Genomic DNA, 21,099 nt, shown 5'->3' with positions numbered 1-21,099 from the left:
CGCGGGGGTCGGGAACATCCCGGTGGCCGCGCGGCTCACGAAATTCGAGCACGCGGCTCAAAATTTAGCCGATGCGCTCATCAGCACAAAAAATAGGCAACTGCGAATCAGGCCTTCCAACGCCCGACCTCGAAGGCCTCGAGATGCCCCCGGATGTTGCCGGGATCAAAGACTGGGCCGGCGAATGCGCCGAACGCCGCGGGAGCCTGCTCGGGCGGCCGGCGACCGAGGGCTGCATCGTACAGGTCGGGCCTGAACACGGCCATGGCCGTCTTGACGCCCTCCGGCGTGAGCGCCGTCTGCCCCCACCGCACCATCTGTGCATAGAGCCAGGCGGCCTGAACCGGATCGGGGCGCCCCGCCTGCTCCCGCCCGACCAGGAGGTAGCGACCGCTCTCGCGGAAGGTACCGTCAGGGGAAATCTTCAGGCGTCCAGTCAGTGTGCGCTGGACCACTTCGGCATCGACACCGATCCGCTCGGGCTGCGCCAGGATATGCGCTGCCTCGGCGAGGTTCGCAGGATTCTCGATGAACTCGGCTCCCTTCACCGCCGCACGCACCAGGCGCGCGACCACGTCCGGATGCTTGTCGGCCCAGACCTGGCGGACTGCCAAGACCTTCTCCGCTGCACGGTCGAGGATGTCGGAGACGAAATGCAGGATATGCCCGATGCCGAGATCGACGGCGATCGAATTCCAGGGCGCACCGACGCAGAACGCATCGACATGGCCGCTCTTGAGGCTGTCGACCATGTAGGGCGGCGGCAGCACCACGAGGCGCACGTCCTCGTCGGGATCGACGCCGGCCGCGGCCATCCAGAACCGCAATTGGTAATTGTGGGTCGAGAACGGGAAGGTCATGCCGAAGGTCAGCGGCTCGGCACCTGCCTTGCGCCGCTCGGCCACGACCTTTGCGAGCGCTTTCGCCGTAGCCATCGGATCGAAACGGTCTCCGTCGATCTCCTCCATTAGCGCGGCGTGGAGCGCCGGCGACACCGTGATCGCATTGCCATTGATACCGAGATTGAAGGGCGCGGCGATCGGCACCTTCACGTGGCCGAGCCCGAGCGAGGACGCGATCGCCACGGGCGCCAGGAGATGCGCGGCGTCGAACAGGCCGATATTGAGCTTGTCGCGGACGTTGGACCAGGAGACCTCGCGGACCAGCTCGACGTCGAGCCCTTCGGCAACGGCAAATCCCTTGTCGACGGCGACAATCAGCGCGGCGGCATCGACCAGCGGAATGAACCCGATACGCAGGGGGGCGGTCATTTCAGCATCTCCGACGCGGTGATGATCGACTGGGCGATCTCGCCGATTTTCTTCTTCTCGCGCATCGCGGTGGAGCGCAGCAGCACGTAGGCCTCGTCCTCGGTCAGTCCCTTCACCTTCATCAGGATGCCCTTGGCCTTCTCGATGATCTTGCGATCCTCGAGTTGCGACTTGGTGCGCTCCAGCTCCTCCTGCAGCTTGGCGAAGGCATTGAAGCGGGACACGCAGAGGTCGAGGATCGGCTTGATGCGCTCCTTCTTCAACCCGTCGACAATGTAGGCGGATACCCCCGCCTCGACCGAGGCCTGGATCGAGGCGGAATCGCTCTGGTCGACGAACATCGCGATCGGCCGCTTCACGGCGCGGCTGACCTGGAACATCGCCTCCAGCACGTCGCGGCTGGGGTTCTCCAGATCGATCAGGATGATGTCGGGATCCACCGCATAAATACGGGCCAGCAGGCTCTGCATCTCGCGGATATGGACGACCTCAGTGAATCCGGCCTCCCGCAACCCGTCCTCCAGGATCGCGGCCCGGATCGGGCTTTCGTCGACGATCACGATTTTGGGCGACTGGTCGGCGCTCATGGCTCACTCACGGCAGGTGATTCATCCATAGCACGCCGGAACGCCCTGCAAAGGGTTGTAATTGTGGGCAATTGGGACTAGCTCAGGCCGGTCAATCAGGCAGATTTGGATATGGATCAGACGGCTGCGCCCAAGGTCAGCTTCGTGTCGCTCGGGTGTCCCAAGGCATTGGTGGATTCCGAGCGCATCATCACGCGCCTGCGCGCGGAGGGCTATGAGCTCGCCCGCAAGCATGACGGGGCCGACATCGTCATCGTCAATACCTGCGGCTTCCTCGACAGCGCGAAGCAGGAATCGCTTTCGGCGATCGGCGAGGCCATGGCCGAGAACGGCAAGGTGATCGTGACCGGCTGCATGGGCGCCGAGCCCGAGCAAATCGAGCAGGCCTATCCCGGCGTGCTCTCCATCACCGGGCCGCAGCAGTACGAGAGCGTGCTGGACGCCGTGCATCGCGCGCTGCCCCCGGCGCACAATCCTCACGTCGATCTGGTGCCGCCGCAGGGCATCAAGCTGACGCCGCGCCACTACGCCTATTTGAAGATCTCCGAAGGCTGCAACAACCGCTGCACGTTCTGCATCATTCCGAAGCTGCGCGGCGATCTGGTCTCGCGCCCCGCCAACGACGTGCTGCGCGAGGCCGAGCGCCTCGTCGGCGCAGGCGTCAAGGAGCTCTTGGTGATCTCGCAGGACACCTCGGCCTATGGTGTCGATCTCAAATATGCCGAGAGCCCGTGGAAGGATCGCCAGGTCCGCGCCAGATTTTTGGACCTTGCGCGCGAGCTCGGCGAACTCGGCGCCTGGGTCCGCCTGCAATATGTCTACCCCTACCCGCATGTCGACGAGGTCATCGCGCTGATGAACGAGGGCAAGGTGCTGCCCTATCTCGACATCCCGTTCCAGCATGCGAGCCCCGACGTGCTAAAGGCGATGAAGCGGCCGGCCGCGCAGGACAAGACGCTGGCGCGGATCAAGCGCTGGCGCGAGGAATGCCCCGATCTCGCACTTCGCTCGACCTTCATCGTCGGCTTCCCCGGCGAGACCGATGCCGACTTCGCCTATCTGCTCGACTGGCTCGATGAGGCCGAGATCGATCGCCTCGGCTGCTTCAAATACGAGCCCGTTGCCGGCGCGACCTCGAATGCGATCGAGAACCCGGTGCCGGAAGAGGTCAAGCAGGAGCGCTACAACGCGCTGATGGCCCGCCAGCAGAAGATCTCCGCGCGCCGGCTGAAGCGCAAGGTCGGCACGCGCCAGCAGATCATCATCGACGAGGTCGGACCGACTGTCGCCAAGGGCCGCTCCAAGGCCGATGCGCCGGAGATCGACGGCGCGGTGTACCTCACGAGCCGCCGCCCCTTGCGCGTCGGCGAGATCGTCACCGCCAAGATCGAGCGCGCCGATCAATACGATCTGCACGGCAGCGTCGCGGGATTCTGACGCACTCCGTCACGCCAGCCATTTCGGCACCCAGCGCTCCGGGCGCGGGGCGCGGGCGAGATCGGCCTTGGCTTCAGCAAGCAGCGCCGGTTCGCCCTCGATCGTCGGGCGGACATCGTATTCGAAGCTGGGCATGACGCGGCCGTCCGCATAGAGGCCGAAATTCATCGCGTACCACAGCCCAAGCTCGGGCTGCGCGCGGCGCATCTCCTCGCGCAGATCGCGCAGCAGAGATTCGATTGAATCGGCTTCTGCGAACGGCTGGGGCCCGCGCGACAGCACGCGCGCCTGGTACTGCTTGCCGACCATCGCGACCTCGAAACGGGTCTTGTCCCAGGGGTTCTTGCCTTTCGGCAAATGGGCGGCCAGCCGCCAGCCGAGCTCGGCCATCAGCCGATGATTGGCCCAATAGTCTTCGCGATCCCGGCTCCACTTCTCCACGAAGCCGCGGAAGTCCGGCAGCTCCGACGACGTCTCCTCGGGCGTTGTCGGTTCGCCATACGGCCGTCCGGCGAGCCACTGTGCGAGCTCGACCGTCTGGCACTCGACCTCGTCATGCGGCTTGAGATCGCTCCAGGCATTGTCGAATTGTTGCGACGTCAGTTTGGCGAGCAGACCATCGAGACTCGGCGCCAGCAGTTCGTAATCGCCCTCCGACCCCAGCCCCACGATCGGCGGGTTGTCGCGGTCGAGACCTGCGCCGTACCAGCCGCCGACGGCCGAACCATCCGGCAGCCGCATGAACAGCGAAAACCGATCGCGCAACGGACTGCCGTCGACGATCGGCGCATGATCGGAGAACTGGCCCTGCAGCGCAAAGCAGCCCACGCTGCCCCACGGGCGTCCGTCGAGCCACGTGGCAAAGTCGACCAGCAGCGGGGGCGCTTCGATGCCCGGCGGAAATGCGCCGCGAATGCTGTCGAGGTCGATTGGATAAGGCGTATCGGACAAGGCTGAAACTGTCTCGTTGGTCCCGCCAATCTTGGTCTGAGCCGAGTTGCGTTCGGTTCGAACCAAGTCGCATCCTTCGATCACAAACGCGCCAGCGACAGGATGGTTTCTCGCCGCCATCGACGAACTGCGCGCGAAATCCCCTCGCATGACCGCGTGCAACCGCACTCGCTCGGCGAGCATCCGCAAAACGCCCGCTTGACAAGCCCTGCCCTCCGCATGTATTGCCGCGCCCCATGATCAACGCCCGGACCAACCTGCGCACCGAGATGCTCCGCCGTCGCTCCCGCGACGACGAGAGGGTGCGCCATGTCCGAGGACGCCGCTGAACCACTGAATTCAGCCGAGTTTTTCGAGAAGGCCGCACCCGCAAGGTGCGGCCTTTCTGCTTTTTGCGCCCCTTTTCCACCCGCCTCCAGAGGAGTTCGACATGACGACGCATCCGTACGACGCGCTGATGGACATCACCGCACGGCCAAAGGCCGTGTTCGTCCGCGGCGCCGGCTCCTACCTCTGGGACGACAGCCGCAAGCGCTATCTCGACTTCGTGCAGGGCTGGGCCGTCAATTGCCTCGGCCATTCTCCGGCGGTGGTCGCCGACGCGCTTGGCGCCCAGGCGAGGCGGCTCCTGACGCCGAGCCCGGCCTTCTACAACGAGCCGAGCCTGAAGCTGGCGCAGGCGCTGGTCGCCGGCAGCGTCTTCGACCAGGTGTTCTTCGCCAATTCCGGCGCGGAAGCCAACGAAGGCGCGATCAAGCTCGCGCGCAAATACGGCAGCCTGCACAAGGGCGGCGCGTTCGAGATCATCAGTTTCGAAGGCGGCTTCCACGGCCGGACGCTGGCGACGATGTCGGCCTCGGGCAAGAAGGCGTTCGAGCCGCTGTTCGAGCCGAAGGTCGCGGGCTTCAAGAAGGCCAAGCTCAACGACATCGCCTCGGTCGAAGCGCTGATCAACGACAACACCGTTGCCGTGATGCTCGAGCCGATCCAGGGTGAATCAGGCGTGTGGCCCGCCACCGATGCGTTCCTGCAGCAGCTCCGCGCGCTGACCGAGGCGCACGGCCTGCTGCTCATTTTCGACGAGATCCAGACCGGCATGGGCCGCACCGGGAAACTCTTCCACTATGAGCACACGGGCATCTCGCCCGACATCATGACGCTCGGCAAGGGCATCGGCGGCGGCGTCCCGCTCGCAGCCCTGCTCGCGACCGAGCGCGCCTCCTGCTTCGAGCATGGCGATCAGGGCGGCACGTTCAACGGCAATCCGATCATGTGCGCCGCGGGCCTTGCGGTGCTCGAGGAGGTCAGCCAGCCGGACTTTCTGAAACAGGTCACCGAGACCGGCCTCCTGCTGGAAAGCGAGCTGCAGAAGGTCTCGGCCCGGCACGGCCTCGGCGGCGTGCGGGGACGCGGCCTGTTGCTCGCGCTCGACCTCAAGCTGCCGATCGCACCCGGCATCGTCGCGCAGGCCTTCGAGCAAGGCGTGCTGCTCAACGCCCCGCAGGTCGACACCCTGCGCTTCATGCCGGCGCTGAACGTCGCGAAGGCGGAGATCGCCGAGATGATCGATTGTCTCGACGGGATCTTGACCAAGGCCGGCGCGGCACGGCGGGTGGCGTAGAGCCGCTTGTGCCCCGGACGCAGCGCAGCGCCTCTTGGGCGGTGCGCTGCTGAGCCGGGACGCGACACTAAGGCTTCAAGATCGACGCGCCCGTGGTCTTGCGGCTTTCCAGATCGATATGCGCTTTCGCCGCGTCCTTGAGGGCGTAGGCATGGTTGATCGGCACGTGCAGCTTGCCGTTGATGACGGCGGCGAACAGCGTGTCGGCGCCTTCCAGGAGCTCCTTGCGCGTGCCGACATAGTCGTTGAGCTTCGGCCGTGTCGCGAACAGCGAGCCGTGATTGTTGAGCTCGGCGATCGAGAACGGCGGCACCGGACCCGAGGCATTGCCGAAGGAAACGAACATCCCGCGCGGCTTCAGGCAGGACAGCGAGCCCGGGAAGGTCGCCTTGCCGACGCCGTCATAAACGACGTCGCAGCCCTCGTTGCGGCTGATCTGCTTGACGCGGGCGACGAAGTCCTCCTCGTTGTAGAGGATGACGTGGTCGCAGCCATTGGCTTCGGCGAGCTCGGCCTTCTCGCGCGAGCCGACGGTGCCGATGACGTGCGCCCCGAGCGCCCTCGCCCATTGGCAGGCCAGAAGGCCGATGCCGCCGGCCGCGGCATGGATCAGCACGCGGTGGTGCGGCTCGACCTTGAAGGTCTTGTGCAGCAGATACCAGACGGTCAGCCCCTTCAGCATCAGCACGGCACCCTGCTCGTGGGTGATGTGGTCGGGCAGCTTGACCAGCTTCTCCCAAGGGATGTTGCGCTCGCCGGTATAGGCCCCGAGATTGTGGTAGTAGGCGACGCGATCGCCGGGATGGAAATGCGTCACACCGGGCCCGACCGCGACCACCTCGCCCGAGGCCTCGTTGCCGGCGATGAAGGGCAGTCCCGGGGCCTTGTAGAGACCGGTGCGGTAATAGACGTCGATGAAATTCAGGCCGACCGCATGCTGGTGGATCCGCACCTCGCCGGGACCAGGCGCTGGCACGTCGACGCTCTCATAGACCAGGGCTTCGGGGCCTCCGACCTTGTGCACACGGACCGCTTTGGTCATCACCTGACCTCCTCTTCTCCAGGGCCAGCGAAAGACATCGCGCCCGCCTTGTCAACTCGATGGCAGCTGGAACGGCTACGCGGACGGCTCGCCGGTTTTCTTGCCGGTCTTCCTGCGATTGCGCTTGGCCAGCACGTTGAAGAATTCAACCGCCGCCGAGAACGCAATGGCGAAATAGACGTAGCCGCGCGGAATATGGAATTCGAATCCGTCCGCGACCAGCGCGACGCCGATCAGCACCAGGAAGGCCAGCGCGAGCATTTTCGTGGTCGGATGCTCTGCGACGAATCGCGCCACCGGACCCGACGAGATGTACATGATCAGGCAGGCGATCACGACCGCCGCGATCATGATCTCGATGTCCTGCGCCATGCCGATCGCGGTGATGATCGAGTCCAGCGAGAACACGATGTCGATGATGATGATCTGGACGATCACCCAGAAGAACGCGCTGCCGCCGGATTTCTGGTCGCTACTGTCGTCATCGGCCTCGACCTCGGCGTGGATCTCGTGCGTCGCCTTGGCGATCAGGAACAGGCCGCCGCCGATCAGGATGAGGTCACGCCAGGAGAAGTCCTGATTGGCAACCGAGAACACCGGCGCGGTCAGGCCGATCAGCCAGACCAGCAGGCTGAGCAGGATGAGCCGAAACACCAGCGCCAGCGTCAGCCCGATCTGGCGGGCGCGATGCGCCTGCTTCTCCGGGATGCGCGAGACGATCACCGAGATGAAAATGACGTTGTCGATGCCGAGCACGATCTCGAGCGCGGTCAATGTCAGCAGCGCGGCCCAGGCCTCGGGGCTGGTGATGAGGTGCATCATGCGAAGGATCTGACGAGGCGGATCAAGGCGTCGCTGAAGCTGATCCAGAGCGCGATGGCGCAAAGCACGATGGTGACGCCGGCGCCGACCCGAAAATCCATCTCCAGCACGTAGAGGCCGAGCACCGCCCAGATCGCGATCAGCGACATCGTCAGCCAGCGCAGCCGCACGACACGAACCGGATGCAGCACGTGGAACGGCACGAAGGTCAGCACGACGAGCGCGGTCACCAGCAGCGTCGACCATAGCGGCGGCCAGTGCAGCAGGAACAGATAGAACGCTGCCGCATTCCACAGCGCCGGGAAGCCGCGGAAGTGATTGTCGTCCGCCTTCATGCGCAGGTCGGCGAAGTATAATGCGCTGGTGACGATGATGGCGACGCCGAGCAAGGGCGCTGCGACCGGCAGCAGCAAACCGCTGGCCACGATCGCATAGGCCGGCACGAAAACATAGGTGACGAAGTCGACCACGAGATCGAGCACGTCGCCCGACCAGTTCGGCTGCACGTTCTTGACGTCGAGCCGGCGCGCGATCGGACCGTCGATCGCGTCGATGATCAGGGCGACGCCCAGCCATTGAAACATCGCCGCCCAGTGCTCGCGCACGGCTTCCAGCATCGCGAGCAGCGCGATTGCCGCGCCGAACGCGGTGAAGATGTGCACCGAGAAAGCCGCGGCGCGGATCGCGGGCGTGGGCTTCAGGGAATCCTCTTGGCTATCCATGGCTTCTGCTATCAGAATGAGGCCGATTTGCACATCCGCCATTGCGGCGCGCCGTCGCACAATTGGCCATAAAGCGAGGCAAAAACCTCAGGAGCGCGAACTCGCTGTCCCCCCATCGTCATTCCGGGGCGTCGCGCCCGGAATCCATTCTTCAACCGTCTCTGCGGCCCGATGGATTCCGGGCTCGCGCCAACCGCGCGCCCCGGAATGACGGCGGAGATAGTCGGGCTTGAATTTGCCGCCGGGCGTGTCAATTGTCGTTCCATGACAGACGCATCGACACTCCATGACGCCGCCGTGATCGGCGGCGGGCCGGCGGGACTTGCCGCGGCGATCGCCCTGGCGCAGGCGGGTGCCCGGACCGCATTGGTGGCGCGGCGCGTTCCCTATGCCGACAACCGCACTACAGCGTTACTGGGTGCCTCCGTCGACTTCCTGGAGACGCTCGACGTCTGGTCGCGCTGCAGGGACAAGGCGGCCGCGCTCGAGGTCATGCGCCTCGTCGACGACACCGGCCGGCTGTTCCGCAGCCCCGAGGTCCGGTTCTCCTGTCACGAAATCGCGCTCGACGCCTTCGGCTACAACATCGACAACCGCTCGCTGATGCTGGCGTTGGAAGAGCGCGCGGCGGAGCTGCCCAATCTCGTCCGGTTCGACGACGAGGCCGAAAGCGTCGTGATCGAAGCCGACGACGTCGCAATCCGCACGGCCTCCGCGCAGTTTCTCGTCGCCCGCCTCGTGGTCGGCGCCGACGGCCGGCATTCGCTGTGCCGCGAGGCTGCCGGCATCGCGGTGACGCGAAGCGAGCTGTCCCAGACCGCGCTGACCTTCAACGTCGGCCACATCAGGCCGCATCGCAACGTCTCGACCGAGTTCCACACGCCGCACGGTCCCTGCGTGTTCGTTCCCCTGCCCGGCAACCGCTCCAGCGTCGTCTGGGTCTCGGCTCCTGCCGAGGCCGAGCGGCTGCGGAGCCTCGATGATGCGGAGCTATCCGCCGAGATCGAGAAGCAGTCGCATTCGATCCTGGGACGCATGAGTGTGGAGCCTGGGCGCAACCTGTTCCCGCTGGCGATCGAACGCCCCAAATCCTTTGGCCGCGACCGCATCGCGCTGGTCGGCGAAGCCGCCCATGTGGTTCCCCCGATCGGCGCCCAGGGCCTCAATCTCGGCCTGCGCGACGCCGCCGACATCGCCCGGCTCGCCGGCGAAGCCGTCATTGCGGGACAGGATCCCGGCGCGGACGAGGTGCTCAAGCGTTACGACCGCGCACGGCGCCCGGACATTCTGAGCCGGACCTTTGCGATCGACATCGCCAACCGCTCCCTGCTCAACGATTTCCTGCCGCTGCAGCCGGTCCGTGCCGTCGGCATGCACCTGCTCGGCGCCATTGGCCCGCTCCGCCGTCTTGCGATGCGCGAGGGCCTGACGCCGACCTGGCGAAGGTAGTTCTGGCGCCGCTAAGCCCGCTCACGGAAACGCCAGCCGTCCTGTCTGGAGCAGCCACATCACGCTGGTCAGCGTGACCACGGATGCGAAGGTGCCGAGGAGCACCGCGACGGAGGCGGACTCGATCCAGGCGTCGTTCTGCCGGGCGATCACGAACACGTTCAGCGCCGGTGGCAGCGAGGCCATCAGCACGGCGGTCGCGGCCCAGGGCTGCGCGAACGGCCCGAACGCGAGCATCAGGCCGAATGCCGCGAGCGGGTGGAACAGCAACTTGATCGCGATCACGCCCGGCACCTCCCAGGGCACTCGGTCGAATGGGCGCAGCGCCACGGTCACGCCGAGCACGAACAGCGCGGTCGGGGCCGCCGCGTTCTGCAGGAAGGTGATCGTGCGATCGAGCGCGACCGGCATCTCGAGATGCAGCGATGCGAAGGCCGCGCCGAAACAGGCCGACATGATCAGCGGGTTGAGCACGATCTGCTTCAGCACGACGCCGAAGGCGTGCACGATCGAGGGATGGTCGCGGTCGGAGAGCTCGATCAGCAGCGGCACGATGGTGAACAGGAAGATGCTGTCGCAGCAGAAGATCAGCGCGGTCGGCGCCGCGGCCTTGGTCCCCAGCACGGCGAGCGCCAGCCCCGGCCCCATATAGCCGATATTGCCGTAGCCGCCGGACAGACCCGCAAGCGTCGCCTCGCGCAATGTCAGCCGGCCGAAAACCTTGCCCACGACCAGCGCCAGGGTGAAGGCGGCGACGGTGGACAGCGTGGTCGCAACCAGGAACGGAGGGTTGTTCAATTCCGAGAACGGCGTCTTGGACATGATCGCAAACAGCAGTGCCGGCAGCGACACGTAGAGCAGGAAGAAGTTCATCCAGGCGAGGCCTGATTCCGGCAGGGATTTGACCTTGCCGCAGGCGAAACCGACGAAGATCAGGCCGAAATAAGGTAGCGCAAGATTGAGGATATCGACCATTGATGAAGTGTTTTCTGAAGATTTGGGGGCTATCCGCCCCTTTAGTGAACGCTAATTCCAGATGAGGCCACTAGCATCGGCCACAATCCTGGTCTATCGACGGGGAATGATTAAAGCGCGGACCGCCAAATTCCAGATCGGACAGGTCGTGCGCCACCGGATCTTCTCGTTCCGGGGCGTCATCTTCGACATCGATCCGGAATTCAACAACACCGAGGAGTGGTGGCTGTCGATCCCCGAGGAGGTGCGGCCCCATAAGGACCAGCCGTTCTACCACCTGCTCGCGGAGAACGCGGAGTCCGAATACGTCGCCTACGTGTCCGAGCAGAACCTGTTGCCGGACGAGTCTGGCGAGCCGGTCCGGCATTCCCAGGTGGCCGAGATCTTCATCAAGAACAAGGATGGCGGCTATCGCCCGCGCAATCCCTCGCTGAACTAGGATTTCTCCGCCGACAGCGGCCAGCAAAAAAGGCGCTCGAAACGAGCGCCTTTTTCATGTCCGGGATTGGGTCCGATTACTTCTGACCCGTGGGCGGTGCGCCCGGAGGCGTGCCCTGCTGCTCGAGCTTCTTGCGCTGCTCGTCAGCCTTCTTCTGCAGCTCTTCCTGCAGCTTCTTCTGGGTTTCCTCGAACACCTTCGGGTCGGTCGGCGGACCGTCATAGGCCTTCTGGAATTCGCCGGCGAGCGGCAGCGGCAGGGTCAGCGGCGCGCCGTTGGCATTGATCGCCTGGACAACGAGATTCTGGCCCTTCTTCATGTTGTTGATGAGCTCGGGCGTTGCTTCGTAGTCCGACATGCAGCCGTTCTGGAAGCAGATCACATAGGGCTGCTGCAGCGGCGCGTTGCTGTCCACGATGATGCGGGTGCCGTGCACGAGCTGCATGCCGAGCGGCAGCGTCACGCGCAGGATCTTCTTGGGCTCGCCTTCCGGCTCAATGATGACGGCGGCGATGACCGGCTGGCCCGACTCGATGCGGCCGTCCTTGCCGGTGAAGCAGACCTGCTTGGCATTGGCGTCCTGACCCTTCAGGCAGAACTTGGTCCAGGGAGCGTAGATCAGCTGGATCTGCTGGTCGGCCGGCTGGGCCGCGCCCTGCTGCGCCGGAGCGCCCTGGGCCGGAGCCTGCTGGGCCGGGGCCTGAGCGGCCGGCGCCGGAGCCTTGGGGGCAGCCTTGGGAGCCGCTTTCGGGGCCGGAGTCGCCTTGGGCGCGCCGGGGGCCGGTGCCGGGGTTTGGGCCTCGGCGGCAAACGGGACGGCCAACGCCGTCGCCGTCAACAAGGCGAGAAGTCGCCCGCGCGGCCGGACGGACGCGGCCAAGTAACGGAAATTCATTGCGGAAAACCCTTTCTGAACGGGAAGTGCCCGAACCGCTCCGAAGCGCCGAACCTGGCCGCCTTGGGCGCGGCTCTCTCCCCGTCAATTGAGGCGGATAAGTGACGGGCTCGACGCTCTTGCGCGATTGGGTGCCTTCTTAACGTGGCCGACGAAAAGATCAATGCCGACAAGCGCCTTTGGCCACGCCGCAAGCTCAGCCCAGTGAATTCCCTGTGATAGGATTCAGACCCGCGGGTCTTCGAATCAACGTGTGCTGATGTTCATGTTCCAACGCCGCTTCGAGGGCCCCGGTGTCCGCCTTTGCGTCCTGGCCCTGGTGATGGCCTCGGTCCTTGGCTTGGCGCTTGTCAGTGGACCGTCGACAGGCGCCGCACGCGCCGACGAGACCCATGCCATCGCCATGCACGGCAAGCCGGCGATGCCTGCCGATTTCAGCCATATGCCCTACGCCAACCCCGATGCTCCCAAGGGCGGCCGCCTGACCTGGGGCGTTCTCGGCACCTTCGACAGCCTCAATCCCTTCATCGTCAAGGGATTGGCCGTGCAGCAGATGCGGAGCTACGTGGTCGAAAGCCTGCTGGCCCGCGGCAATGACGAGCCGTTCACGCTTTACGGCCTGCTCGCCAGGAGCATCGAGACCGACGATGAGCGCAGCTTCGTCACGTTCCGTCTCGATCCGCGCGCCCGCTTCTCCGACGGCAAGCCTGTGCTTGCGGAAGACGTGCTGTTCTCCTGGCAGCTGCTGCGCGACCACGGCCGGCCGAACCACCGGCAGTATTACGCCAAGGTCGCCAAGGCCGAGGCGACCGATCCACTCACCGTCCGCTTCGACCTCACCGGCGCCAATGATCGCGAGCTACCGCTGATCCTCGGCCTGATGCCGATCCTGCCCAAGCACGCGGTCGACGTCGCGACCTTCGAGGAAACGACGCTGACGAGCCCGATTGGCTCCGGCCCCTATCGCGTCACGGCCGTGAGACCCGGCGCCAGCGTGACGCTCACTCGCAATCCCGACTATTGGGGCCGCGACCTCGCAATCAACCGCGGGCTCTTCAATTTCGACGAGATCCGGCTCGACTATTTTCGCGAGGCCAATGGCCAGTTCGAAGCTTTCAAGCGCGGCCTCTACGATTTCCGCGTCGAGCACGAGCCGCTGCGCTGGCACGACGGCTATGATTTCCCCGCCGCAAAAAGCGGCGAAGTGATCCGCGACACCGTCAGGCCGGGCCTGCCGCAGCCATCCGAATTCCTGGTGTTCAACACGCGCCGGCCGATCTTCGCCGACATCCGCGTGCGCCAGGCGCTGACGCTGCTGTTCGATTTCGAGCTGGTCAACCGCAACTACTTTTTCGGGCTCTATTCGCGCGTGGCCGGCTATTTCGCCGGATCCGACCTGTCGGCCTATGGCCGGCCAGCGGACGCGCGCGAGCGTGAGCTTCTCAAGCCGTTCGCCGCTCGAATTCCACCCGACATCATGGACGGCAGCTACCGCCTTCCCGTGACCGACGGATCGGGACGCGACCGCACCACGTTGCGCGCGGCGCTGAAACTGTTGTCCGAGGCCGGCTACGATCTCGACGGCACGGTGCTGCGCAACCGCGCGACCAAGGCGCCCTTCAGCTTCGAGATACTGGTCACGACCCGCGACCAGGAGCGCATCGCGCTCGCGTTCCAGCGCGACCTCAAGCGCGCAGGCATCGAGCCGAGCGTGCGGTCGGTCGACCCCGTGCAGTTCGACCAGCGCCGTTTGGCTTACGAATTCGACATGATCCAGAACCGCTGGGACCAGTCGCTGTCGCCCGGCAACGAGCAATCTTTCTACTGGGGCAGCGCGGCCGCGGACAATCCGGGGACCCGCAACTACATGGGCGCCAGGGATCCGGCGGTCGATGCCATGATCGCCGCCCTGCTCGAGGCCCGTGAACATACGGAGTTCGTCTCGTCTGTGCGAGCGCTCGACCGGGCTCTGATCGCAGGCTTCTACACAATCCCCCTGTTTAACGTATCCGAGCAATGGATCGCGCGCTGGAATCGGATAGAACGGCCCAAGGCCACCTCGCTCTCCGGCTATTTGCCGGAGACCTGGTGGTCGAAGGGGCAGCCGCAAGCCACTCAAGCAAAGTGACGCCGTGAACCAGCCAGCCGCATCGCCGACGCTCGACACGCTGTTTCAGCGCACGCTGACCCGGCAGCCGCACGCGGCCGCTTTGCTCGATCCCCTCAACAAGGCACGCGTGACCGGGCACCAGCCGCGGCGAATGAGCTACGCCGAGGCCGACACGGCCATCGAGGCGCTGTCAGCCCATTTCGTCGAATCGGGGCTGCCGGCCAATTCCGTCATCGCGATCCAGCTGCCCAACACGGTCGAGTTCGTGCTGACGGTGCTCGCCGCCCATCGTGCCGGCCTCGTCGTCGCCGTGCTGCCGCTGCTGTGGCGCCATGCGGAACTGACCGCCGCGCTCAACCGGACGGCGGCTCGCGCCATCGTCACCATGAGCAAGGTCGACGGCGTCGGCTATGCCGACCTCGCGATGCATGCGGCGGCCGAGGCCTTCTCGATCCGCCACGTCTGCGGCTTCGGGACCGATCTGCCCGAAGGCATGGCGTCGCTCGACGACGTGCTGGCACGCCCGCCTGGCACCACGCGCACCGTGATCCAGGACGGCCGCAAGGCGGCGATGATCTCCTTCGACGTCACCGCGGAAGGCTTTCGTCCGGTCCCGCGGCCGCATTTCAGCCTGATCGCCGGTGGGCTCGCAATGTCGCTCGAAGCCGACATCAGGCAGGGCGCGACGGTGATGGCGGCCTTCGCGCCGATGTCGTTCGCCGGCCTCGCCTCCTCGCTCGCGGTGTGGCTGCTCTCGGGCGGCGCGCTGGCGCTGCATCATCCGTTCGAGAACGAGGTGCTGGAGCAGCAGATCAACGAGCATGAATGCGAGGTGCTCATCGCGCCGGCGCAGCTCGCGCTGCGGCTCGGCGATTCCGACCTGGCGGCGCGGATGCCTTCCTTGCGCAACATCATTGGCCTGTGGCGCGCGCCCGAGCAAGTGGCGGCGAGCGAAGCATGGATCGCGCCTCATGCGCCGCTGACCGACGTCTATCTGTTCGGTGAAGCCGGCCTGTTCGGTGCCCGCCGCGGCGAGGACGGCATGCCGGTCGCGGTGATGCCCGGGCCGCACGGCGCTCCGCGCGAGCAGTCCGGCTCGTCCATTGCCGGCGAGATCCTGCTGACGCCGAAGGGCACGCTCGGCCTGCGCGGCGCGATGGTGCCGATCGCGGCCTATGCGCCGCCCCAGCCGGTCGGCGACACCCTGACGGCGCAACCGCCGCGCGACTTTGTCGACACCGGTTATGCGGCGCGGCTCGACCGTCCGAGCGGCGCGATCTGCATCACCGCGCCGCCCTCCGGCATCATGGCCGTCGGCGGCTACCGCTTCCTCTCGAACGATTTGCAAGAATGGGCACGCCGGCTCGGCCAGGGCGCGCTGCTCACCGCGCTGCCCGACCGGTTGTCCGGGCACAGGCTGGCCGGGCGCGCCCAGGACAATGCGCGCGCCCGCGAGGCGCTCAGCGAGCTCGGGCTTAACCCTTTGATGGTCGAAGCTTTTCGCGACCGCTCCGGGCCGATCTAGGCGCAGTTTCGCCAGGAACGTTGACGCCGCATTAAGGCGGCCAAACTAGATTGCGCGGCATCTGTCGCGTGATCAGAGTTTGTCGAATGTCCCAGGCGGGCCCGATCCTCTTTGTGTCCAATGCCGATCGGCCGCCCTTCGTCGGGGCGCTGGACGAGGCCCGGCTGTTTCCCGTGGTCGATATCGATTGGGCCAGCGCGGCACGCGCGGTCGAAGAGGTGCAGCCGGCCGCGATTCTCGCCATGATGTCGGGCGGACACGAGCCGCATATGGCATCGCTCGCAAGGAAGATCGCCGAGCAATCGCCCTACCTTCCTTTCGTCGCCGTGGATGCGGCGGGCACGCTGCCTCACAACGCCCTGCCCTTTTCCTCGCGCGGCGGCCATCCCGACCGCCTGATCGCACGGCTCCGCGCCGCGCTACGCGTGCGCACGTTGCACGCCACGGTGCTGCGCCGTCTGCCCGAAGTGAAAGTCGCGCTGCCGGAGGGTGACCCCGCACGCGATGCCACCGTGCTGCTGATCGGCCGTGGCGCGGCCTACCCCGCACTCTCCGTCGCGCTCGGCGAACGCGTCGGCGTCGTCGGCGCGCTCTCGATCGAGGCCGCCGCGAAACACCTCAACACCCGCGACCTCGACGGCGTCGTCCTTGCCGAGGGCTTTACCGCGCGCGTCACCGACGCCTTTCTGACGGTGCTTGCCGAGGACACCCGCTTTCGCAGCCTGCCCGTGGTCGTCACCGCGCACCAGCTGACGCAGACCTACGACCTGCCCAATCTCGAATTGATCCCCGGCGAGCCGGCCAGGGTCGCGGCCAATGCGCTGCCGCTGATCCGCCAGCACGCGATGGAAGCCCAATTGAGCCGCACGCTGCGCTCGATCGATGCCGGCGGCTGGCTCGATCCGCGCAGCGGCCTGCTGACGGCGGAAGCCTTCGCCCGCGATTTCGCCAAGGCGGTCGAGCAGACACTGGCGCGCGGCGGCGGCCTCTCGGTCGCACGCTTCGCCTTCGACCCCGGCAATTCCCGCGCCCAACTCGACGCCGCGCGTATTTTGAGCCGCCTGATGCGGCAGATGGATTTCGGCGTAGCGCAGAAGGACGGCTCGGTGATCGTCGTGTTCGCGGAGACCGACTTCCGCACCGCGCATATGATCGCGCGGCGTTTGTCGGCAGTGATGCGGCATACCTCGAACGGCAAGCACGAGATGCGCAGCGAGCCCGTGGTCAGCGTGGACTCGCTGTCGCCGTCGGACACGGCACGGTCGCTGCTGGCCCGGCTGTCGGCGGACGCGTCACGGGCGGCGTCGTAACGGCTCTCGTGCCCTGGGCGCAGCGCTCTTCGCGGTGCGCTGCAGAACCGGGGCCCACCATTGCCTCCAAAAACCGGGTCCCGGCTCTGCGCTCCGCTTCGCTGCGCTTGTCCGGGACACAAAGAGCCTCACGCCGCCTTCTTGCTCTCCGCGAGCTGCGCCAGCTGCCGCATGATCTCCGTCGTGCCGGCAAGTCGCTCCTCCGGTGTCTCCCAGTCCTGCAAAAACACCACCTTCATGTCGGGGCGCACCTTGGCGGCCTGTCCGTAGCTGCGGATGAAGCTCACCAGGCGATCGGGATGGGCGAAGGAATTGTCGCGGAAGACGATCACGGCGCCCTTCGGGCCGGCGTCGATCTTCTCGACATTGGCCCTGCGGCAGAACGCCTTGATCGCGGCGACTTTGAACAGATAGCGCACCTCGTCGGGCAGAACGCCGAAGCGATCGCGCATCTCGGCGCCAAAGTTCTCGATCTCCTCCTCGGTGTCGAGATCTGCGAGCCGCCGGTACAGCGACAGCCGCACCGAGAGATCGCCGACATAGTCCTCGGGAATGAGCACGGGCATCCCGATGGTGATCGACGGCGACCAGCGGTCGGCGGCGGGCTCGGACACGCCGGCCTTGAGGTTGACGATCGCCTCCTCCAGCATCGATTGGTAAAGCTCGAAGCCGACCTCCTTGATGTGGCCGGACTGCTCCTCGCCGAGCAGATTGCCGGCGCCGCGGATGTCGAGGTCGTGGGAAGCGAGCTGGAAGCCGGCGCCGAGGGTCTCCAGCGATTGCAGCACGGTGAGCCGGCGCTCGGCCTGCGCGGTGATCTTCTGCTGCGCCGGCAGCGTGAACAGCGCATAGGCGCGCAGCTTGGAGCGGCCGACGCGGCCGCGCAGCTGATAGAGCTGGGCGAGGCCGAACATGTCGGCGCGGTGTACGATCAGCGCGTTGGCGTTCGGGATGTCGAGGCCGGACTCGACGATCGTGGTCGACAGCAGGATGTCGAACTTGCCGTCGTAGAACGCGGTCATGATGTCCTCGATCACGGCGGGCGGCATCTGCCCGTGTGCGACCGCGACCTTCATCTCGGGCACGTTCTTGTCGAGGAAGTCCTTGACCTCGGCGAGGTCGTCGATGCGCGGCACCACGTAGAACGCCTGGCCGCCGCGATAGCGCTCACGCAGCAATGCCTCGCGGATCATCAGCGGGTCGTGCGGAGCGACGAAGGTGCGCACCGCAAGGCGGTCCACGGGCGGAGAAGCGATGATCGAGAGCTCGCGGACGCCGGTCAGCGCGAGTTGCAGCGTGCGCGGGATCGGCGTTGCCGACAGTGTCAGCACGTGCACCTCGGAGCGCAGCGCCTTCAGACGCTCCTTGTGAGTGACGCCGAAATGCTGCTCCTCGTCGACGATCACGAGGCCGAGATCGCGGAATTTGATGGCCTTGCCGAGCAGCGCGTGAGTACCGACGACGATATCGACCGAGCCGTCGGCGATACCCTTCTTGACGAGGTTGAGCTCCTTGGTCGCGATCAGGCGCGAAGCCTGCGCCACGTTCACGGGAAAGCCCTTGAAGCGCTCGGCGAAGGTCTTTGCGTGCTGGCGCGCGAGCAGCGTGGTCGGCACCACGACCGCGACCTGCTTGCCCTCGAGCGCCACGGCAAACGCTGCGCGCAGGGCCACCTCGGTCTTGCCGAAACCGACGTCGCCGCAGATCAGCCGGTCCATTGGGCGGCCGAGCTCGAGGTCTTTCAGTGTGGATTCGATGGCCCCCAGCTGGTCCTCGGTCTCGTCATAGGGGAAGCGTGCGCAGAATTCGTCGTAGAGGCCGGGCTGCACCGGCAGCTTCGGCGCCTCGTGCAAATGGCGCGCGGCCGCGATCTTGATCAGTTCGCCGGCGATCTCGCGAATGCGGTTCTTGAGCTTCGCCTTGCGGGTCTGCCAGCCGCCACCGCCCAGGCGATCCAGCTCGACCGAGGTCTGGTCGGAGCCGTAGCGCGACAGCAGCTCGATGTTCTCGACCGGCAAAAACAGTTTTGTCTCGGCGGCATAATGCAGCTCGAGGCAGTCGTGCGGCGCGCCGGCGACGTCCAGCGTCTGCAGGCCGACGAAGCGGCCGATGCCGTGATCGACGTGGACGACGATGTCGCCGGCGGCAAGGCTCGTCACCTCCGAGATGAAATTGTCGAGCTTGCGGCTGGCCTTGCGCGGCCGCACCAGGCGGTCGCCGAGGATGTCCTGCTCGCTGATGAGAGCGATCTCGTCGGTTTCGAAACCGCTCTCGAGACCGAGCACGGCGAGCATGGTCTCGTTGCGCGGGGTCGCCTGCACCGTGCGCCAGGAGTTGACGCTGGTGGTATGGGTCAGCTTGTGGTCGCGCAGCATCGAGGTCATGCGGTCGCGCGAGCCTTCGCTCCACAGTGCGATCACGACCTTCTTGCGCTGCGCGTGCAGCGCCATGACGTGGCTGACGACGGCCTCGAACACGTTGACCGTTGTGTCGTTGCGCTCCGGCGCGAAGTCGCGGCCCTTGCGCGCACCGGCGTCGACGACGTTAGTCCCATCGGCCGGAACCGAGAACTGCGTCAGCCGCACCAGCGGCATCTCGCTCTCGCGCTTGGTCCATTCCTCGCCGGTGAGATAGAGCCGATCGGGCGGCAGCGGCTTGTAGATCGCGCCGCCGCCGGGATGCTCCATCGCCTCGCGGCGGGCCTCGTAATAGTCCTGGATCTGCTTGAAGCGCTCGCGGACGGCGTCCTCGGCCTGCGGCTCGATCGCGATCGGAGCGCCTTGCAGATAGTCGAACAGCGTGTCCATCCGGTCCTGGAACAGCGGCAGCCAGTGCTCCATGCCGGGATGGCGGCGGCCCTCGCTGACGGCCTCGTACAGCGCATCGTCGCGCTCGGGCGCGCCGAACTCGGCGACATAGCCCATGCGGAAACGGCGGATGGTGTCGGTGACGAGCTGGAATTCGGAGACCGGCACGAGGTCGAGCGAGCGCATGTCGAGCAGCGTGCGCTGGGTCTCGGCATCGAAGCTGCGGATCGATTCCAGGCTGTCGCCGAAAAAGTCGAAGCGCACGGGCTGGTCGAGGCCGGCCGGAAACAGATCCAGGATGCCGCCGCGCACGGCATATTCGCCGGGCTCGCGCACGGTCGAGGAGCGGTTGTAGCCGTTGTGCTCCAGCCAGGCCACGATGGTGTCCATCGGCACGACATTGCCGGGGGCAACCGACAGCGCCTGCGCCGCGACGAGCTCGCGCGCAGGCACGCGCTGCACGACGGCGTTCACCGTGGTCAACACGATCAGCGGCTTTTCGCTGCCGGTCAGGGACGCAAGCCGCGCCAGCGTCGTCAGGCGTTGCGCCAGGATGCCGCCATGCGGCGAGACGCGGTCATAGGGTTGGCAGTCCCAGGCCGGAAAGGTCAGCACCGGCAGATCGGGCGCGAAGAATTGCAGCGCGCGTTCGAGCTGCTGCATGCGCGGGCCGTCGCGGCAGACCACCGCCAGGCTGACGGCCGGCTTCTTCGGCCGCGCCGCGATGGCCCGCGCGAGATCGGAGACGACGAGCCCCTCGGCGCCTTCCGCGACATTGGCAAGCGTCAGCGCCCGGCCGGGCGCAAGCAGCTCGGCCGGCGATTTCATGCCCTGTTTCATACGCCGCCGTCCGCGATCGGATAGGCCTTGATGCGGGCGAACAATGCGCCGGTGACGTCAGCCGGCAGCACCTTGTCGCCGGTGATGGCGGCATAGAGATCGGGATCGTTGACCTCGAGCAGCGCCTCGAGCTGGGTCAACTCGTCATCCGACAGATGGCCGATCTCGGCATCGGCGAAGCGGCCAAGGATCAGATCCATCTCGCGCGTGCCGCGGTGCCAGCAGCGGAACAAAAGCCGCTTGCGGCGATCGTCCAGCCCGCTGCTCGATCGTGTCGTTCCCGTCATGTCTCAAAT

General features: G+C 66.0%; 17 protein-coding genes. 7 read left to right on the top strand and 10 right to left on the bottom strand.

The features are described 5' to 3' along the window. Window positions 1–107: 107 nt before the first annotated feature. Complete coding sequence (locus AC0WRY_RS17090) at window positions 108–1,271, bottom strand: CmpA/NrtA family ABC transporter substrate-binding protein (RefSeq protein ID WP_194408084.1); 1,164 nt, start codon at window positions 1,269–1,271, stop codon at window positions 108–110. After that, entirely contained in the window at window positions 1,268–1,858 is a 591-nt protein-coding gene (locus AC0WRY_RS17085; RefSeq protein WP_194408083.1) for an ANTAR domain-containing response regulator, read from the bottom strand. The genes AC0WRY_RS17090 and AC0WRY_RS17085 overlap by 4 nt, the downstream gene beginning before the upstream one ends. A 111-nt stretch (window positions 1,859–1,969) precedes the next feature. On the opposite strand from AC0WRY_RS17085, the gene rimO reads away from it, so the two are divergent. After that, window positions 1,970–3,295, top strand: coding sequence for a 30S ribosomal protein S12 methylthiotransferase RimO (gene rimO, locus AC0WRY_RS17080; RefSeq protein WP_211416988.1), 1,326 nt, complete (start codon window positions 1,970–1,972; stop codon window positions 3,293–3,295). 9 nt (window positions 3,296–3,304) lie between these two features. On the opposite strand, the gene AC0WRY_RS17075 is transcribed toward rimO, so the two are convergent. Further along, window positions 3,305–4,246 carry a hypothetical protein gene (locus tag AC0WRY_RS17075; RefSeq protein WP_491123477.1) on the bottom strand — a complete coding sequence of 314 codons (942 nt, stop codon included), beginning with the start codon at window positions 4,244–4,246 and terminating at the stop codon, window positions 3,305–3,307. Between the two features lie 430 nt (window positions 4,247–4,676). On the opposite strand from AC0WRY_RS17075, the gene AC0WRY_RS17070 reads away from it, so the two are divergent. Further along, entirely contained in the window at window positions 4,677–5,867 is a 1,191-nt protein-coding gene (locus AC0WRY_RS17070) for an acetylornithine transaminase (RefSeq protein WP_194408080.1), read from the top strand. 67 nt (window positions 5,868–5,934) lie between these two features. On the opposite strand, the gene AC0WRY_RS17065 is transcribed toward AC0WRY_RS17070, so the two are convergent. From AC0WRY_RS17065 to pcsA, 3 genes are all read right to left on the bottom strand, one after another. Next, window positions 5,935–6,909: a quinone oxidoreductase family protein gene (locus AC0WRY_RS17065; protein WP_491120028.1), complete on the bottom strand. Its 975-nt coding sequence runs from the start codon at window positions 6,907–6,909 to the stop codon at window positions 5,935–5,937. 75 nt (window positions 6,910–6,984) lie between these two features. Further along, window positions 6,985–7,731: a TerC family protein gene (locus tag AC0WRY_RS17060; RefSeq protein ID WP_491120026.1), complete on the bottom strand. Its 747-nt coding sequence runs from the start codon at window positions 7,729–7,731 to the stop codon at window positions 6,985–6,987. After that, a complete protein-coding gene (pcsA, locus tag AC0WRY_RS17055) occupies window positions 7,728–8,495 on the bottom strand; it encodes a phosphatidylcholine synthase (RefSeq protein WP_491120024.1) in 768 nt (255 codons plus the stop codon). The genes AC0WRY_RS17060 and pcsA overlap by 4 nt, the downstream gene beginning before the upstream one ends. Window positions 8,496–8,717: 222 nt before the next feature. On the opposite strand from pcsA, the gene AC0WRY_RS17050 reads away from it, so the two are divergent. Continuing rightward, the gene (locus AC0WRY_RS17050; RefSeq protein ID WP_491120022.1) at window positions 8,718–9,902 is read left to right on the top strand and encodes a UbiH/UbiF family hydroxylase; all 1,185 of its coding nucleotides are present in this window, start codon (window positions 8,718–8,720) and stop codon (window positions 9,900–9,902) included. Between the two features lie 21 nt (window positions 9,903–9,923). Here the strand turns inward: AC0WRY_RS17050 and AC0WRY_RS17045 are convergent, their stop codons facing one another. Next, on the bottom strand, window positions 9,924–10,877 hold the full coding sequence (locus AC0WRY_RS17045; protein ID WP_211416983.1) for an AEC family transporter: 954 nt from the start codon (window positions 10,875–10,877) through the stop codon (window positions 9,924–9,926). A gap of 106 nt (window positions 10,878–10,983) precedes the next feature. Here AC0WRY_RS17045 and hspQ point away from each other — a divergent pair, with 106 nt between their 5' ends. After that, window positions 10,984–11,316 (top strand): heat shock protein HspQ, encoded by a 333-nt coding sequence (hspQ, locus tag AC0WRY_RS17040; RefSeq protein WP_028136346.1) that lies wholly within the window; start codon window positions 10,984–10,986, stop codon window positions 11,314–11,316. A gap of 76 nt (window positions 11,317–11,392) precedes the next feature. Here hspQ and AC0WRY_RS17035 read toward each other — a convergent pair whose 3' ends face one another. Continuing rightward, on the bottom strand, window positions 11,393–12,211 hold the full coding sequence (locus AC0WRY_RS17035; RefSeq protein ID WP_491120019.1) for an invasion associated locus B family protein: 819 nt from the start codon (window positions 12,209–12,211) through the stop codon (window positions 11,393–11,395). 259 nt (window positions 12,212–12,470) lie between these two features. Here AC0WRY_RS17035 and AC0WRY_RS17030 point away from each other — a divergent pair, with 259 nt between their 5' ends. From AC0WRY_RS17030 to AC0WRY_RS17020, 3 genes are all read left to right on the top strand, one after another. Continuing rightward, window positions 12,471–14,339 carry an extracellular solute-binding protein gene (locus AC0WRY_RS17030; RefSeq protein ID WP_491120017.1) on the top strand — a complete coding sequence of 623 codons (1,869 nt, stop codon included), beginning with the start codon at window positions 12,471–12,473 and terminating at the stop codon, window positions 14,337–14,339. Window positions 14,340–14,343: 4 nt separating this feature from the next. Beyond that, window positions 14,344–15,846: an AMP-binding protein gene (locus AC0WRY_RS17025; protein ID WP_491120015.1), complete on the top strand. Its 1,503-nt coding sequence runs from the start codon at window positions 14,344–14,346 to the stop codon at window positions 15,844–15,846. An 86-nt stretch (window positions 15,847–15,932) separates the two neighbouring features. Then, on the top strand, window positions 15,933–17,156 hold the full coding sequence (locus tag AC0WRY_RS17020) for a GGDEF domain-containing protein (protein ID WP_194408071.1): 1,224 nt from the start codon (window positions 15,933–15,935) through the stop codon (window positions 17,154–17,156). Between the two features lie 128 nt (window positions 17,157–17,284). Here AC0WRY_RS17020 and mfd read toward each other — a convergent pair whose 3' ends face one another. Then, the gene (gene mfd / locus AC0WRY_RS17015; RefSeq protein WP_491120013.1) at window positions 17,285–20,803 is read right to left on the bottom strand and encodes a transcription-repair coupling factor; all 3,519 of its coding nucleotides are present in this window, start codon (window positions 20,801–20,803) and stop codon (window positions 17,285–17,287) included. Then, window positions 20,800–21,090 (bottom strand): FAD assembly factor SdhE, encoded by a 291-nt coding sequence (locus tag AC0WRY_RS17010; RefSeq protein ID WP_194408069.1) that lies wholly within the window; start codon window positions 21,088–21,090, stop codon window positions 20,800–20,802. The genes mfd and AC0WRY_RS17010 overlap by 4 nt, the downstream gene beginning before the upstream one ends. Between the last annotated feature and the right edge of the window lie 9 nt (window positions 21,091–21,099).

The sequence above is a fragment of the Bradyrhizobium sp. T-12 genome (genome assembly GCF_058314695.1).
This window is presented reverse-complemented; position numbering and strand designations above follow the sequence as displayed.

Coding starts and splice junctions, on each gene's coding strand:
- AC0WRY_RS17090 (WP_194408084.1), bottom strand. CDS start 1,271: ATGACCGCCCCCCTGCGTATCGGGTTCATTCCGCTGGTCGATGCCGCC.
- AC0WRY_RS17085 (WP_194408083.1), bottom strand. CDS start 1,858: ATGAGCGCCGACCAGTCGCCCAAAATCGTGATCGTCGACGAAAGCCCG.
- rimO (WP_211416988.1), top strand. CDS start 1,970: ATGGATCAGACGGCTGCGCCCAAGGTCAGCTTCGTGTCGCTCGGGTGT.
- AC0WRY_RS17070 (WP_194408080.1), top strand. CDS start 4,677: ATGACGACGCATCCGTACGACGCGCTGATGGACATCACCGCACGGCCA.
- AC0WRY_RS17065 (WP_491120028.1), bottom strand. CDS start 6,909: ATGACCAAAGCGGTCCGTGTGCACAAGGTCGGAGGCCCCGAAGCCCTG.
- AC0WRY_RS17060 (WP_491120026.1), bottom strand. CDS start 7,731: ATGATGCACCTCATCACCAGCCCCGAGGCCTGGGCCGCGCTGCTGACA.
- pcsA (WP_491120024.1), bottom strand. CDS start 8,495: ATGGCGGATGTGCAAATCGGCCTCATTCTGATAGCAGAAGCCATGGAT.
- AC0WRY_RS17050 (WP_491120022.1), top strand. CDS start 8,718: ATGACAGACGCATCGACACTCCATGACGCCGCCGTGATCGGCGGCGGG.
- AC0WRY_RS17045 (WP_211416983.1), bottom strand. CDS start 10,877: ATGGTCGATATCCTCAATCTTGCGCTACCTTATTTCGGCCTGATCTTC.
- hspQ (WP_028136346.1), top strand. CDS start 10,984: ATGATTAAAGCGCGGACCGCCAAATTCCAGATCGGACAGGTCGTGCGC.
- AC0WRY_RS17035 (WP_491120019.1), bottom strand. CDS start 12,211: ATGAATTTCCGTTACTTGGCCGCGTCCGTCCGGCCGCGCGGGCGACTT.
- AC0WRY_RS17030 (WP_491120017.1), top strand. CDS start 12,471: ATGTTCATGTTCCAACGCCGCTTCGAGGGCCCCGGTGTCCGCCTTTGC.
- AC0WRY_RS17020 (WP_194408071.1), top strand. CDS start 15,933: ATGTCCCAGGCGGGCCCGATCCTCTTTGTGTCCAATGCCGATCGGCCG.
- mfd (WP_491120013.1), bottom strand. CDS start 20,803: ATGAAACAGGGCATGAAATCGCCGGCCGAGCTGCTTGCGCCCGGCCGG.
- AC0WRY_RS17010 (WP_194408069.1), bottom strand. CDS start 21,090: ATGACGGGAACGACACGATCGAGCAGCGGGCTGGACGATCGCCGCAAG.